The organism is Streptomyces sp. NPDC051909 (genome assembly GCF_040681095.1).
Classification (GTDB): domain Bacteria; phylum Actinomycetota; class Actinomycetes; order Streptomycetales; family Streptomycetaceae; genus Streptomyces.
Window position 1 is genome coordinate 175,149 of the sequence record NZ_JBFAYA010000008.1, and the last position, 12,297, is coordinate 187,445.

Consider the following 12,297-nt stretch of genomic DNA (forward strand, 5'->3'; position numbering starts at 1 on the left):
AACATGACCCAGGACGACCGCGCCGAAGACGACGACCGCATCGATGACGTCCTCACCGAGGTCGGCCCCCGCCTGCGCCGCATCCGCCGCGAACGCGGAGCGACCCTCGCCGACCTCTCCGCCTCCACCGGCATCTCCGTGAGCACCCTCTCCCGCCTCGAGTCGGGGCAGCGCAGGCCCAGCCTGGAGCTGCTGCTCCCGATCGCCCGCGCCCATCAGGTCCCGCTCGACGAACTCGTCGGCGCGCCCCCGGTCGGCGACCCCCGGGTGAAGGCCAGGCCGATCCGCCGCCACGGCCGCACCCTGTACCCGCTGACCCGCCAGCCCGGCGGCCTCCAGGCGTACAAGGTGCTCCAGGAGCCCGGTGCCGAGCAGCCCGATCCCCGGGTGCACGAGGGATACGAGTGGCTGTACGTGCTCTCCGGGCGGCTGCGCCTCGTGCTCGGCGACCACGACGTGGAGCTGGGCGCCGGGGAGGCGGCGGAGTTCGACACCCGGGTGCCGCACTGGTTCGGTCCGGCGGGGGACCGGCCGGTGGAGTTCCTGAGCCTGTTCGGCCCACAGGGCGAGCGGATGCACGTACGGGCCCGGCCGAAGAAGTCCTGAGAGCCTGGTTCCCCTCCGACCAAGCGACCGCTTAGTATGCGGTCGACCGCGCAGGACGCACGACAGCACGTGGAGGCCCGGATGCAGGCATGGCGAGTGCACGAGAACGGCGAGCCGGGCGAGGTGATGCAGCTCGACGAGGTCGCGGCGCCCGTGCCCGGGCCGGGGCAGGTACTCCTGAAGGTCCGGGCCACCGGCCTCAACTTCCCCGACGCGCTGCTCTGCCGCGGCCAGTACCAGGTGCGGCCCCCGCTGCCCTTCACCCCCGGCGTGGAGATCTGCGCCGAGACCGAGGACGGCCGCCGGGTCATCGCCACCCCCGCCCTCCCGCACGGCGGCCTCGCCGAGTACGCCGTCGCCGACGCCGCCGCGCTGCTCCCCGCGCCCGAGGCCCTGGACGACGCCGAGGCCGCCGCGCTGCACATCGGCTACCAGACCGGCTGGTTCGGCCTGCACCGCAGGGCCGCCCTGAAGGAGGGCGAGACGCTGCTCGTGCACGCCGCCGCGGGCGGCGTCGGCAGCGCCGCCGTCCAGCTCGGCAAGGCGGCCGGCGCCACCGTCATCGGTGTCGTCGGCGGCGCCGACAAGGCCGCCGTGGCCCGCGAGCTGGGCTGCGACACCGTCGTCGACCGGCACGCCGAGGATGTCGTCGCGGCCGTCAAGGAGGCCACCGGCGGCCGTGGCGCCGACGTGATCTACGACCCGGTCGGCGGCGCCGCCTACCAGCAGTCCGCCAAGCTGGTCGCCTTCGAGGGCCGGATCGTGGTCGTCGGCTTCGCCAGCGGCACCGTGCCCGCCCCCGCCCTCAACCACGCCCTGGTGAAGAACTACTCGATCCTGGGCCTGCACTGGGGCCTGTACAACCTCAAGGACCCGGCCGCCGTCCTGCGCTGCCACGAGACCCTGACCGAGTTCGCCGCCAAGGGCCTGATCAAGCCGTACGTGAGCGAGCGGGTGCCCTTCGCGGCCGCCGCCGACGCCGTGCAGCGGCTCTCCGAGGGCGTCACCACCGGCCGGCTCGTCGTCCTCCCGGAAGGAGCCCGCGCATGACCGGACACCCCGCCCCCGCCGGGACGCCCGACGCCGCCGAACTCCGGGACCGCACCCGGCGGTTGCTCGCCGGGCACCCGCCCGGCACCACCGACCGCCGCGACTTCCTGCGCGCCCGCTTCGACGCCGGCCTCGCCTGGGTGCACTACCCCGTGGGCCTCGGCGGGCTCGGCGCCCCGCGCTCCCTGCAGGCCGTCGTGGACGCCGAACTCGCCGCCGCCGGCGCCCCCGACAACGACCCGCGCCGGATCGGCATCGGCCTCGGCATGGCCGCCCCGACCCTCCTCGAATTCGGCTCCGACGCCGTCAAGGAGCGCTTCCTGAAGCCGCTCTGGGTCGGCGAGGAGGTCTGGTGCCAGCTCTTCAGCGAGCCCGGTGCCGGCTCCGACCTCGCCGCGCTCGGCACCCGCGCCGTCCGCGACGGAGAGGACTGGGTGATCAACGGGCAGAAGGTATGGACCTCCAGCGCCCATGTGGCCCGCTGGGCGATCCTCATCGCCCGCACCGACCCCGACCTGCCCAAGCACCGCGGCATCACCTACTTCGTGTGCGACATGACCGACCCCGGTGTCGAGGTCCGGCCGCTGCGCCAGATCACCGGCGAGGCCGAGTTCAACGAGGTCTTCCTCACGAACGTGCGCATCCCCGACGCCCACCGCCTCGGCGAGATCGGCGACGGCTGGCGGGTCGCCCAGACCACCCTGATGAACGAGCGGGTCTCCATCGGCGGGGCCCGCATCCCCCGCGAGGGCGGCATGATCGGCAAGGCCGCCGCCACCTGGCGGGCCCGCCCCGAGCTGCGCACCCACGACCTGCACCGGCGGCTCCTCGACCTCTGGGTGGACGCCGAGGTCGCCCGGCTCACCGGCGAACGCCTCCGCCAGCAGCTGGTGGCCGGCCAGCCCGGCCCCGAGGGCAGCGCGATGAAGCTCGGCTTCGCCCGGCTCAACCAGGCCATCAGCGCCCTGGAGGTCGAACTCCTCGGCGACGAGGGCCTGTTGTACGGGGACTGGACCATGGTCCGGCCCGAGCTCGTCGACTTCACCGGCCGCGACGCGGGCTACCGCTATCTGCGTGCCAAGGGCAACTCGATCGAGGGCGGCACCACCGAGGTGCTGCTCAACATCGTGGCCGAGCGGGTCCTCGGACTGCCGCCCGAGCCTCGCAACGACAAGGACGTCGCCTGGAAGGACCTCGCCCGATGACCGAGACGCCGGAACCGACGCCCGAGACGCCCGAGACGCCTGACACGCGCGACACGCCGGCCGCTCACCTCGATCTGCTCTACTCCGAGGCCGAGGAGGACCTGCGCGCCGCCGTCCGCTCGCTGCTCGCCGACCGGGCGGAGCCGCAGACGGTGCTCGCCCGGATCGAGGGCGAGGCCCCGTACCTCCCCGGCCTCTGGGGCGCCCTCGCCGGCGGCATCGGCGCCGCCGGACTGCTCGTGCCCGAGAAGCTGGGCGGCCAGGGCGCGAGCCACCGCGAGGCCGCCGTGGTCCTGGAGGAGCTGGGCCGGGCCGTGACCCCCGCCCCGTACCTCACCAGTGCCGTCGTCGCCACCGAGACCCTGCTCGCGCTCGGCGCCGACGACGGTCCGGTCGCCGAACTCCTCGGCGTGCTGGCAGCGGGCGAGAAGACCGCCGTGCTCGCCGTGCCGCTGTCCACGGCGCCCGGCGCCGACCCGGTGACCGAGGGCCCGGTGCCCGCCGTCGCCGACGCGGCCGCCGCCGACGTACTGCTCGTGCCGCGCGCCGACGGTCTGTACGCCGTACCGGCCGCGGAGGCCCGGATCATCCCGCAGGTGCCGCTCGACCTCACCCGCCCGCTCGCCGTCGTCGACACCACCGGCGCCGTCGGCGTCCGGCTCGCCGGCCCCGAGACCGGCGGGGCGGCGGTCCGGCGCGGACTGCTCGCCGGCGCCGGACTGCTGGCCTCCGAGCAACTGGGGCTCGCGACCTGGTGCCTGGAGGAGACCGTCCGGCACACCAGGGAGCGCCACCAGTTCAACCGGCCGGTCGGCTCCTTCCAGGCGCTCAAGCACCGGATGGCCCAGCTGTGGCTGGAGCTGGTGGGGGCCAGGGCGGCGGCCCGCGCCGCCGCCGACGCGCTGGCCACCGGCGCCCCGGACACCGAGCTGACCGTCGCCGTCGCCCAGGCGTACTGCGCGAAGGTCGCCGTGCACGCCGCCGAGGAGTGCGTCCAGCTGCACGGCGGCATCGGAATGACCTGGGAGCACCCGGCGCACCTGGCCCTGAAGCGGGCCAAGTCCGCACAGACCGCGCTGGGTTCGACCGGCCGGCACCAGGACGCGATCGCCGCCCTCGTCGACCTGCCCGCCCCGAGGTAGGGGGCGCCCGCGTCCACACCCCTCCGCTGACCGCTCATGGCGAGAGGGGTGTGGACGTCACGGCAGCCCGATCCGTCCGCCGTGCGACCGCCACCCGCACGAGGTGTCCGGCGGGCTCGTGGGAACGGCCTGCTCCGGAACGTCACCCGGATGGCCGCCACGCCATACCGCCGTCCGGATCGTCCCTTCCGTCACACTGTCCGCCGAACGCCGCAATCCCGGTGCGGCGCAAGGAGGGTGAGCCCGGTGGCCATTTCCGTATCCGTCGTCCTGCTGCTGCTGATCCTGGCCGTGATCTTTCTCCGCAACGGCGGCCTGAAGGTCTCGCACGCCGTCGTCTGCGCCCTGCTCGGCTTCTTCCTGGCCAGCACCAGCATGGCGCCGACCATCCAGAACGGGGTCGCCGCCACCGCCAACGTGGTCTCCAGCCTCAAGCCCTGACCGCCCGGGACCGCGTCACTCCGCGGTCCCGGGCGCCCGTCGTGCCACGCGCGCGGCTCACTCCATCTCGGGCATCTCGCCGACCGTCGTCCGCACGTCGATCACCGCGAACGCCGCGCCCTGCGGGTCGAGCAGCGCCGCGAAGCGTCCGAAGGGGCTGTCCATCGGGCCGAAGACCTTGCGGCCACCGGCCCGCTCGGCCGTCTCGACGGCCTTGTCGCAGTTGTCGACGCCGAAGTAGATCTGGATGTACGAGGGGATCTCCGGCGGGAAGTCGTCCGCCGTCATCACCATCCGGCCGAGCAGCGGATCGGCACCGAGGTCGAAGACCCGGTAGTCGATCTGGTCGTCCTTCATCCTCTTCGAGCCGTAGCCGAACACCGCCGTGTAGAAGGCGTCCGCCTTCGCCGGCTCGCGCGTGAACACCTCGGCCCACACGAAGCTGCCGGTCTCGCCCTGGAGCTCGAAGCCCTCGTGGATGCCGGCCTGCCAGACGCCGAACACCGTGCCCGTCGGGTCCTGCGCGAGGCACATGGAGCCGAAGTCGCCGACCTGCATGGGCTCCATCAGCAGCGTGCCGCCCGCGGCCTTGATCTTCTCGGCGGTGGCGGCGACGTCGGGGGACGCGAAGTACAGACACCAGGCCGACTGCGGCTCACCGTCCTGCCCGGGCATCGGCGGCACCACCGCCGCGACCGCCTTGCCGTTCTTGAGGGCCTGGGTGTAGTTGCCGAACTCCGAGGCGGACTCGCCGAAGGTCCAGCCCAGCACGTCGCCGTAGAACTCCTTGGCACCCTCGAGGTCGGTGAACATCGCGTCGGTCCAGACCGGCGTGCCTTCAGGTCGTGAGGCCATGACGAGACTCTCTCTTCCGCTCGATGACGTCCTTGTCTCGCCTGCCACGCTAGCCAGATCCGTCCCGGCCCGCTCGGTGACGCACGGTAGCCGGGACCGGGCTCCCGCTGCCTCAGTGCCGCGACATGACCCCGATGCCGTTCGGCACGGGCCGCTCGACGCCCCCGCTGGGATGGTTGCGTACCGTCACCGCGGGCTCGTCGGCCGTCCGCCCGACCAGCGTGGACGAGCCCCCGCCGTCCAGGCTGAACCCCTCGCTCGCACCGGACGCGGCGAGGAGCGCGGCCACCTCGGCCACCGTCATGCCCGCCCGCAGCCCCGGCGCGCCGTCCAGGGCCATCAGCAGCAGCCCCCGCCCGCCGTCGGTGCTCCCCGCCGCGGTCCGGACGGCGGCCGTCACCGTGTCCAGACCGGGCAGCGGCGCCCCGCCCCGCAGCAGCGGAAAGCCGCCCACCGCGAAGCGGTACGGCACGCCCGCGCCCTCCGCGACCAGCCGGTGCCGCACCCGCACCCGGTCGCCGACGGCCAGGGTCCGCAGCCGCCGCGCCCCGTCCTCCCGGCCCACCAGGACCTCGGTGCCCTCGGCCACCGGGCCGCGCCCGGGGGCGTCCGCGACCTCGACCACCCGCCCGTCGCGCACCGTGACCTCGTACGTCTCCGTCGCGCACGCCGCCGCCCGGTCGGTGTCCGTCCCGCACACCGCCCGGGCCCGCGAGGCCGCGCCCCAGTCGGCGGTGAAGACGCCGACCGAGCCCACCGGCAGCGCGTACTGGTTCAGCCCGCCCAGCGGGAACGCACCCGCCGGGTCCGTGACCGTGCCGTCCAGGGCCAGCCGCCCCATCCGTGCCCGGTGGTCCACGCCCACCCCGAACACCTCACGGGTGTCGGTGCCCGGCGGCAGCGCCGGACCGAACCGCTGTCCCGTCGGCACCGCCGCCTTCAGCTCCCGTCCGTCGCCGATCGCCGGACCGACCGACGCGCCGGTCGCGTCGACACCCGGGTGCTGGGTCTCCGAGATGTTGAAGAAGTCCCCGTTGACCCCGGCTATCGCCCCGCGCGCGTCCGCGAGCGCCGACAGCGGCGCCCGCGCCGCCACCGCGCCGGGATGCAGCAGATCCACCTCCACGCCCTCGGCCCGCAGGTCGACGGAGAGCAGATGCACCCGGACGAGGCCGTGCGAGGCGCTCGTCTCGAAGGCGCGGTACGCCACCCCCGGCGCCAGCTCCTGCCACGGGTCCGTCGCCAGGGCCGCCGTCGGGGCGGCCGTCGCTCCGGGGGCGAGGCCGAGGGCAAGCGCGCACCAGGCGAGCAGCAGCGCCACCACCGTCCGCGCACGCACACATGGATCCGCCACAGCTCCCCCCCGGGTCCCCTGCCATCCCCTCAAATGTCCCAAATGACACGATGGTTGACCAGACACTCGTTCGGGTGAACGGTCAGCGGCGGAACTCCCGTGCCTGCGGGAACAGTTCCTTCACCAGCGTCCAGAACACCGGGAAGTCCGGGATGTCCTTGGCCTCCCGCGCCCAGCGGCCCGCCCCCGCCGTGCGCACCACCACGAGCCCGTCCCCGCGCCACTCACAGCCCCGCACCCGCTCCCACGGCGCCGTCCCCGACGGCAGCGCGATGCCCTCGCCGGCGAGGGCGACCTCGCCGAACGCGACCCGCTCGCCCGCCTCCAGGGCGGTCACCGCCGGCTGCAGCGCGCGGCGCACCGTCTCGTCCAGGACGATCTGGGCCAGCTCGCGGATCTGCGAGTCCGCCGGCCGTGGCACGACCTCCTCGTTGAGGAACCCGCCGACCGTGACCCCCGCGGGCCCGTCGGTCAGCAGCCGGTAGGCGTAGTGGGTGCCGGTGTAGCCGCCGTTCACATAGGTCCGGGTGACGTCCTGGTGCATCGCCGTGACGGACCGCCAGGGCACCGCCCGCGCCGTACCCGACTCGCCCGGACACACCAGACCCCGCTCGTACAGGTACACGTACTCGCCGGGGCGGAGCGGCGGCGGCGCCGGCGGGCGGAAGGAGCGCCACAGGAACCAGCCGAGCGCCCCGAACGGGACGAGCAGCAGCGGGATCCCGAGCCCGGGCCCCGCCCATCGCGTGGCCAGGGCGGGCAGCGAAAGGCCCGCCATCGCGAGCAGCAGCAGCGGCACGGAGCGCCGCCCCCGCACCCGTAACGCCCGCGCGCCGTCCCCGTGCCGCGCCCGGAAGCCCCGTAGATACACCCCGAGTCCCGCCTCGCGCGCAGCCCGCGTCGCCGCCTCGTCCGGCGGTGGCACCGTCACCCGGTCGATCCGCTCCATCGCGCATCCCCCCGACGGCATGATGTCACCGCCCGGCGGCCGGTGCCATCGGGTAGCGGTGGAACGGGCCCTCCGTGAGCGGGACTTCGGGGTAGGCGAAGGCGAGGGTCTGGGCGGAGGGGTGGAAGAGCGGGGTCGGGAGGGCGGTCGGGGGGAACCAGGACCAGCGGGCGATCTTGTCCGGTTCGGTGACCGTCGGGGTGCCGGTGTGGGTGCGGACCGCGGTCGCCGCCGTCACGCGGGTGAGGGCGGCGGAGCTCGCGGTGTCGAGGATCAGGCCGAGGACGGAGACGTCGGCGGGGTCGGCGACCAGGCCGGTCTCCTCGGCGAGTTCGCGGACCGCCGCGGCCTCCAGGGACTCGCCCGGCTCCACCTTCCCGCCGGGCAGCTCCCACACCCCGGAGTGGTGCAGCCCGAGCAGCACCCGTCCCGCCGGGTCGGTCACGACGACGCCCGCGCCGAGCGAGGCGTGGGCGGGCGGCGGTGTGGCGTTGCGGTCGGCGATGCTCATCGGACTCCTCGGCCGGGGACGTACACGTACGCCCCCACCCAACACCACGCCGCCGACGGTCACAGGACCGCGATGCCCATGCCGCCGCCCCGGTACTCGCCGGTGCCGGGCGGGGTGCCGTCCGTGGCGGGGGCCTTTGTCGCGGGAGGCGTGGTGCCCGCGGGACGGCTCTCGGCGGGCTCCCAGGGACACGGGGGTCGGGCGGACGGGCGGACGGGTGGACGGTCCGCCTCCGCCACCCATGCTCCGTCCGCTCCCGCCCCACCCGGGTCAACCGATCGGCCGACCCTGCGGCATACTGACGCCGCCTTGATCAACAGATTGTTTAAGGAGGAGTCTTGGCCGCGAGCTTCAAGACCGTCATCGAGGTGGGTCCCGCCCACCTCGCCCAGGCCGAGGGCCTGGCCCGCGCCTTCCAGGACGCGATCGCCCCCGCCACCGTCAACTTCGACTTCGAGCACATCCACACCGCCGCCGCGGCCCTTCCCGACAGCACCGTCGTCCGGATGGTCCGCGGCTGGGGCCTCCAGGAGGAGGCGCCCGTCCTGGTGATGGTGCTCTCGCTCAAGGAGGCCGTCCGCCAGGCCCTGCCGCCCGAGGCGGCGGAGGCCGGGTTCTGGGACACCGTCGAACGCGAACTGGTGTCCGCGTTCACCGGCCTCGCCGGCCAGGAGGGCCGGCCCGGCCTCACCTACTACGAGGAGGGCGCCGACCGCACCTGCTACTACCGCGACCTGTTCTTCGCCCTCCAGGACGCGGAGACCGGCGCCCACCTCTACGCCATCGCCTTCTGCGTCGACGTCACCGTCGGCCTCGACAAGGCCCGGGCCGGCGCGCTCGCCATGACCGACACCGTCCCCTTCGCGCTCCGGCTCAACGCCATCGTCGTCCGCCAGGACCTCGCCCTCACCTCCGCCTGACCGCGCGGAGTCCGTACCTACGCGACAGGTCGCGGCCCGCCGTCCCGGGCCATGGCCAACCGCCGTACCGGACGGTAGCGTCCGTGCCTCAGGGGGAACCGGCCGGCGGACGAAGGGCGAAGGGCACGATGAACCAGCGGTTCGGCGACTACCAGAACGAGATCTATCTCAACGGCCTGTTCGGCACCCTGCCGAAGCTCCCCATGGACTTCGCCGGACTCGAACGGCGCGCCCAGGCCGCCCTCCCGCCCTCCCTCTGGTCCTACGTCGCCGGCGGCGCGGGCGACGAACGCACCCAGCGCGCCAACGCCGAGGCCTTCCACCGGTGGGGCCTGGTGCCCCGGATGATGGTCGGCGCCGCTCAACGCGACCTCACCGTCGACCTGTTCGGAATGCGGCTGCCCACCCCGCTGCTCATGGCCCCGGTCGGCGTCATCGGCCTGTGCGCCCAGGACGGCCACGGCGACCTCGCCACCGCGCGCGCCGCCGCCCGTACCGGCGTACCCATGATCGCCTCCACCCTGACCGTCGACCCCCTGGAGGAGGTCGCCGAGTCCCTCGGCGACACGCCCGGTCTCTTCCAGCTCTACACCCCGACCGACCGTGCCCTCGCCGAGAGCCTGGTGCGGCGCGCCGAGGAGGCGGGCTACCGCGGCATCGTCGTCACCCTCGACACCTGGGTCACCGGCTGGCGCCCCCGCGACCTCGCCACCGGCAACTTCCCCCAGCTGCGCGGCCACTGCCTCGCCAACTACACCTCCGACCCGGTCTTCCGGGCCCGGCTCGCCAAAGCGCCCGAGGAGGATCCGCAGGCCGCCGTCCTGGAGTGGACCGGGATCTTCGGCAACCCGCTGACCTGGGACGATCTGCCCTGGCTGCGCTCGCTCACCAGCCTGCCGATCGTCCTCAAGGGCATCTGCCACCCCGAGGACGTGCGCCGCGCCCGGGACGGCGGCGTCGACGGGATCTACTGCTCCAACCACGGCGGCCGTCAGGCCGACGGCGGTCTGCCCGCCCTCGACGCGCTGCCCGACGTGGTCGCCGGCGCCGACGGACTGCCCGTGCTCTTCGACTCGGGCGTCCGCAGCGGCGCCGACGTCGTCAAGGCGCTGGCCCTCGGCGCCACGGCCGTGGCCGTCGGCCGGCCGTACGCCTACGGGCTCGCCCTCGACGGCACCGACGGCATCGTCCACGTCCTGCGCTCACTGCTCGCCGAGGCCGACCTGATCATGGCCGTGGACGGCTACCCGACCCTCGCCGACCTGCGCGCGGAGGGCGCCCTGCGGCGACTCCCGTAGCGATACGGGGCGGCTCAGCGCCGGCCGAGGACCTCGGCGATCCGCGAGAAGCCGTCCGCGCCGTGGCCGAGGGCGACCGTGCGGCGGGCCAGGCCCTCGGCCGCCCGCATCACGCCCGCGTCGATGCCGTGCGCGTCGGAGGCGTGCACGATGTGCGCCATCGTGGACACCGCAGAGGTCAGCGGATTGCCCTCGCCGGAGAACCCGCCGTCCTGCACGTCCCCGGCCAACTCCTCGAACAGCGGCGGCAGGATCGCGCCGATGCCCTGGGCGTACGGGGCCAGTTCGCGCGGTGCGATGCCCTCCGCGCCCGCCACCGCGAGGGCGTGCACATAGCCGGCCATCGACGTCCAGAAGATGTCGAGCAGCGCGATGTCGTACGCGGCGGCCCGGCCGATGTCCTCGCCGAGGTGGCTGTGGGTGCCGCCGAGGAGGTCGAGCACCGGGCGGTGCGCGTGGTACAGCTCCTCGGGGCCGGCGTGCAGGAACACCGCGTGCGGGGTGCCGATGGTGGGGGTCGGGGTCATGATGGCGCCGTCGAGATAGGCGATGCCGTGCTCGCCGGCCCACCGCCCGGTGTCCCGGGCCCGGTCGGGGACGTCGGCGCTCAGATTGACCAGGGTCCGCCCCTTGAGCGCCGCCGTGACGGCGTCCTGGCGCAGTACGGCGTCGGTGGCGTCGTAGTTGACCAGGCAGACCACGGTCAGCGGGCTCGCGGCGACCGCCTCGGCGGCGCTCGCGGCCCCGGTCGCGCCCCGTTCGAGCAACTCGCGGTCCCGGCCCGGCGTACGGTTCCACACGGTCGTACGCACTCCGGCGGCGACGAACGCGCCGGCGAGCGCCCGGCCCATCGGGCCGAGCCCGAGCACGGTGACGGCGCGGTCGGCGGAGGGGGCTGCGGGCAGCGGGGAAGAAGACATGGCGGAACTTCCTTGTCATGAGGAAAGGCTGGGCAGAGGGCATGGCCGAGGAGAGCGAAGGACGGAACGGATGACGCGTCAGCGGGCCGAGGACACCGACGTGTGCGGAGTGACCGCGGCCGTCGCGGTGATCGACGGCAAGTGGAAGACCCTGCTGCTGTGGCTCCTGGAAGCCGGCCCGCACCGGCCCGGCGAACTGCGCCGGAAGATCCCGGACATCAGCGAGAAGGTGCTGACCCAGGCGCTGCGCGAGATGGAGTCGGACGGTCTGGTGCACCGCGAGGTGCACGACGTGAAGCCGCCGAAGACCGTCTACTCGCTCACCGGCGAGGGCCGCGAGCTCTCCGAGGCGCTGGCCCCGGTCGCCGCGTGGGGCCACCGGCGGCTCGACCGGCTGGTCGCGGAGCGCGTCGTACCGTCCTGAGGTTTCTGGTGTCGCAGGGTTCCTTCGCTCTTCCTTCCGGTCCGTTCCCTCGGTCGAGACCAGCCTCTCCCGGGGGCGGTGGGGCGACAAGTACCCACTTATTTGTGGGTACCTGCCGCCCGGACCCCGATACCGCGCTACCCCGCCTGCTCCGCGGCCGTACGCGCACGGCTCCGGCGCAGCCACCGGCGGCGCCGGGGCCGGTCCGGCAGCCAGCCGAAGGCCAGCGAGCTGCCGACGAGACCGAGGAGCATGCCGACGAAGAAGCCGCCCAGGTTGGACGTGACCCAGCTGGCGAGCGAGGCGAGCACGCCGATCACCGAATAGAACAGGCGCTGGCGGGGGTTGAACACGATGAGCAGCCCGCAGACCGTCATCACGATCGGCAGCACATAGCCCGCCAGGCTGTCGGCGCCGGCGGCGAGGACCACCGAGATGCTGGCCCGCTGGGTCAACAGGATCTCCGCGCCGCCGAGCGCCAGGGCGAGGCCCGCCCCGAAGGGCCGCCGGTGCCGCCAGCGCCGGAAGGCCCGCCAGGGATGCCGGCGGCGCCTGCCGGCCGGCTCGCCGCTCGGGGGCCCGGGGGCCTCCGCGACGACCTCGTCCGTGCCCGGTGCCATGG

At 74.2% G+C, this 12,297-nt stretch carries 14 protein-coding genes; 8 read left to right on the forward strand and 6 right to left on the reverse strand.

Going from position 1 to position 12,297, the window contains the following annotated elements:
* Positions 1–3: 3 nt before the first annotated feature.
* From AB0M18_RS15430 to AB0M18_RS15450, 5 genes are all read left to right on the forward strand, one after another.
* Positions 4–606, forward strand: coding sequence for an XRE family transcriptional regulator (locus AB0M18_RS15430; protein ID WP_365757951.1), 603 nt, complete (start codon positions 4–6; stop codon positions 604–606).
* Positions 607–687: 81 nt separating this feature from the next.
* Positions 688–1,656 carry an NADPH:quinone oxidoreductase family protein gene (locus tag AB0M18_RS15435; protein ID WP_365757953.1) on the forward strand — a complete coding sequence of 323 codons (969 nt, stop codon included), beginning with the start codon at positions 688–690 and terminating at the stop codon, positions 1,654–1,656.
* On the forward strand, positions 1,653–2,861 hold the full coding sequence (locus tag AB0M18_RS15440) for an acyl-CoA dehydrogenase family protein (RefSeq protein ID WP_365757955.1): 1,209 nt from the start codon (positions 1,653–1,655) through the stop codon (positions 2,859–2,861). Before AB0M18_RS15435 ends, AB0M18_RS15440 begins: the two co-directional genes overlap by 4 nt.
* Entirely contained in the window at positions 2,858–4,003 is a 1,146-nt protein-coding gene (locus tag AB0M18_RS15445) for an acyl-CoA dehydrogenase family protein (protein ID WP_365757957.1), read from the forward strand. Before AB0M18_RS15440 ends, AB0M18_RS15445 begins: the two co-directional genes overlap by 4 nt.
* A gap of 246 nt (positions 4,004–4,249) precedes the next feature.
* The gene (locus AB0M18_RS15450) at positions 4,250–4,444 is read left to right on the forward strand and encodes a hypothetical protein (RefSeq protein ID WP_365757959.1); all 195 of its coding nucleotides are present in this window, start codon (positions 4,250–4,252) and stop codon (positions 4,442–4,444) included.
* 57 nt (positions 4,445–4,501) lie between these two features.
* On the opposite strand, the gene AB0M18_RS15455 is transcribed toward AB0M18_RS15450, so the two are convergent.
* From AB0M18_RS15455 to AB0M18_RS15470, 4 genes are all read right to left on the reverse strand, one after another.
* The gene (locus AB0M18_RS15455; RefSeq protein ID WP_365757961.1) at positions 4,502–5,299 is read right to left on the reverse strand and encodes a VOC family protein; all 798 of its coding nucleotides are present in this window, start codon (positions 5,297–5,299) and stop codon (positions 4,502–4,504) included.
* A 112-nt stretch (positions 5,300–5,411) separates the two neighbouring features.
* Positions 5,412–6,638, reverse strand: a complete 1,227-nt coding sequence (locus tag AB0M18_RS15460; RefSeq protein ID WP_365757963.1) for a phosphodiester glycosidase family protein — start codon at positions 6,636–6,638, stop codon at positions 5,412–5,414.
* Between the two features lie 97 nt (positions 6,639–6,735).
* Positions 6,736–7,602: a DUF6585 family protein gene (locus AB0M18_RS15465; RefSeq protein WP_365757965.1), complete on the reverse strand. Its 867-nt coding sequence runs from the start codon at positions 7,600–7,602 to the stop codon at positions 6,736–6,738.
* A 25-nt stretch (positions 7,603–7,627) separates the two neighbouring features.
* Positions 7,628–8,113, reverse strand: a complete 486-nt coding sequence (locus AB0M18_RS15470) for an NUDIX hydrolase (protein ID WP_365757967.1) — start codon at positions 8,111–8,113, stop codon at positions 7,628–7,630.
* A gap of 338 nt (positions 8,114–8,451) precedes the next feature.
* Between AB0M18_RS15470 and AB0M18_RS15475 the strand changes: the two genes are divergently transcribed.
* Entirely contained in the window at positions 8,452–9,033 is a 582-nt protein-coding gene (locus AB0M18_RS15475; protein WP_365757969.1) for a Type-2Aa cytolytic delta-endotoxin, read from the forward strand.
* Positions 9,034–9,161: 128 nt separating this feature from the next.
* On the forward strand, positions 9,162–10,331 hold the full coding sequence (locus tag AB0M18_RS15480) for an alpha-hydroxy-acid oxidizing protein (RefSeq protein WP_365757971.1): 1,170 nt from the start codon (positions 9,162–9,164) through the stop codon (positions 10,329–10,331).
* 14 nt (positions 10,332–10,345) lie between these two features.
* Here AB0M18_RS15480 and AB0M18_RS15485 read toward each other — a convergent pair whose 3' ends face one another.
* Positions 10,346–11,251 carry an NAD(P)-binding domain-containing protein gene (locus AB0M18_RS15485; protein WP_365757973.1) on the reverse strand — a complete coding sequence of 302 codons (906 nt, stop codon included), beginning with the start codon at positions 11,249–11,251 and terminating at the stop codon, positions 10,346–10,348.
* A 70-nt stretch (positions 11,252–11,321) separates the two neighbouring features.
* Between AB0M18_RS15485 and AB0M18_RS15490 the strand changes: the two genes are divergently transcribed.
* Positions 11,322–11,675, forward strand: coding sequence for a helix-turn-helix domain-containing protein (locus AB0M18_RS15490; protein WP_365757975.1), 354 nt, complete (start codon positions 11,322–11,324; stop codon positions 11,673–11,675).
* Between the two features lie 137 nt (positions 11,676–11,812).
* Here the strand turns inward: AB0M18_RS15490 and AB0M18_RS15495 are convergent, their stop codons facing one another.
* The gene (locus tag AB0M18_RS15495; RefSeq protein ID WP_365757977.1) at positions 11,813–12,295 is read right to left on the reverse strand and encodes a DUF6114 domain-containing protein; all 483 of its coding nucleotides are present in this window, start codon (positions 12,293–12,295) and stop codon (positions 11,813–11,815) included.
* Positions 12,296–12,297 lie beyond the last annotated feature (2 nt).

Bases quoted from the DNA above. Each gene is read 5' to 3' on its own strand.
- AB0M18_RS15430 (WP_365757951.1), top strand. From the start codon at position 4: ATGACCCAGGACGACCGCGCCGAAGACGACGACCGCATCGATGACGTC.
- AB0M18_RS15435 (WP_365757953.1), top strand. From the start codon at position 688: ATGCAGGCATGGCGAGTGCACGAGAACGGCGAGCCGGGCGAGGTGATG.
- AB0M18_RS15440 (WP_365757955.1), top strand. From the start codon at position 1,653: ATGACCGGACACCCCGCCCCCGCCGGGACGCCCGACGCCGCCGAACTC.
- AB0M18_RS15445 (WP_365757957.1), top strand. From the start codon at position 2,858: ATGACCGAGACGCCGGAACCGACGCCCGAGACGCCCGAGACGCCTGAC.
- AB0M18_RS15455 (WP_365757961.1), bottom strand. From the start codon at position 5,299: ATGGCCTCACGACCTGAAGGCACGCCGGTCTGGACCGACGCGATGTTC.
- AB0M18_RS15465 (WP_365757965.1), bottom strand. From the start codon at position 7,602: ATGGAGCGGATCGACCGGGTGACGGTGCCACCGCCGGACGAGGCGGCG.
- AB0M18_RS15470 (WP_365757967.1), bottom strand. From the start codon at position 8,113: ATGAGCATCGCCGACCGCAACGCCACACCGCCGCCCGCCCACGCCTCG.
- AB0M18_RS15480 (WP_365757971.1), top strand. From the start codon at position 9,162: ATGAACCAGCGGTTCGGCGACTACCAGAACGAGATCTATCTCAACGGC.
- AB0M18_RS15485 (WP_365757973.1), bottom strand. From the start codon at position 11,251: ATGTCTTCTTCCCCGCTGCCCGCAGCCCCCTCCGCCGACCGCGCCGTC.
- AB0M18_RS15490 (WP_365757975.1), top strand. From the start codon at position 11,322: ATGACGCGTCAGCGGGCCGAGGACACCGACGTGTGCGGAGTGACCGCG.
- AB0M18_RS15495 (WP_365757977.1), bottom strand. From the start codon at position 12,295: ATGGCACCGGGCACGGACGAGGTCGTCGCGGAGGCCCCCGGGCCCCCG.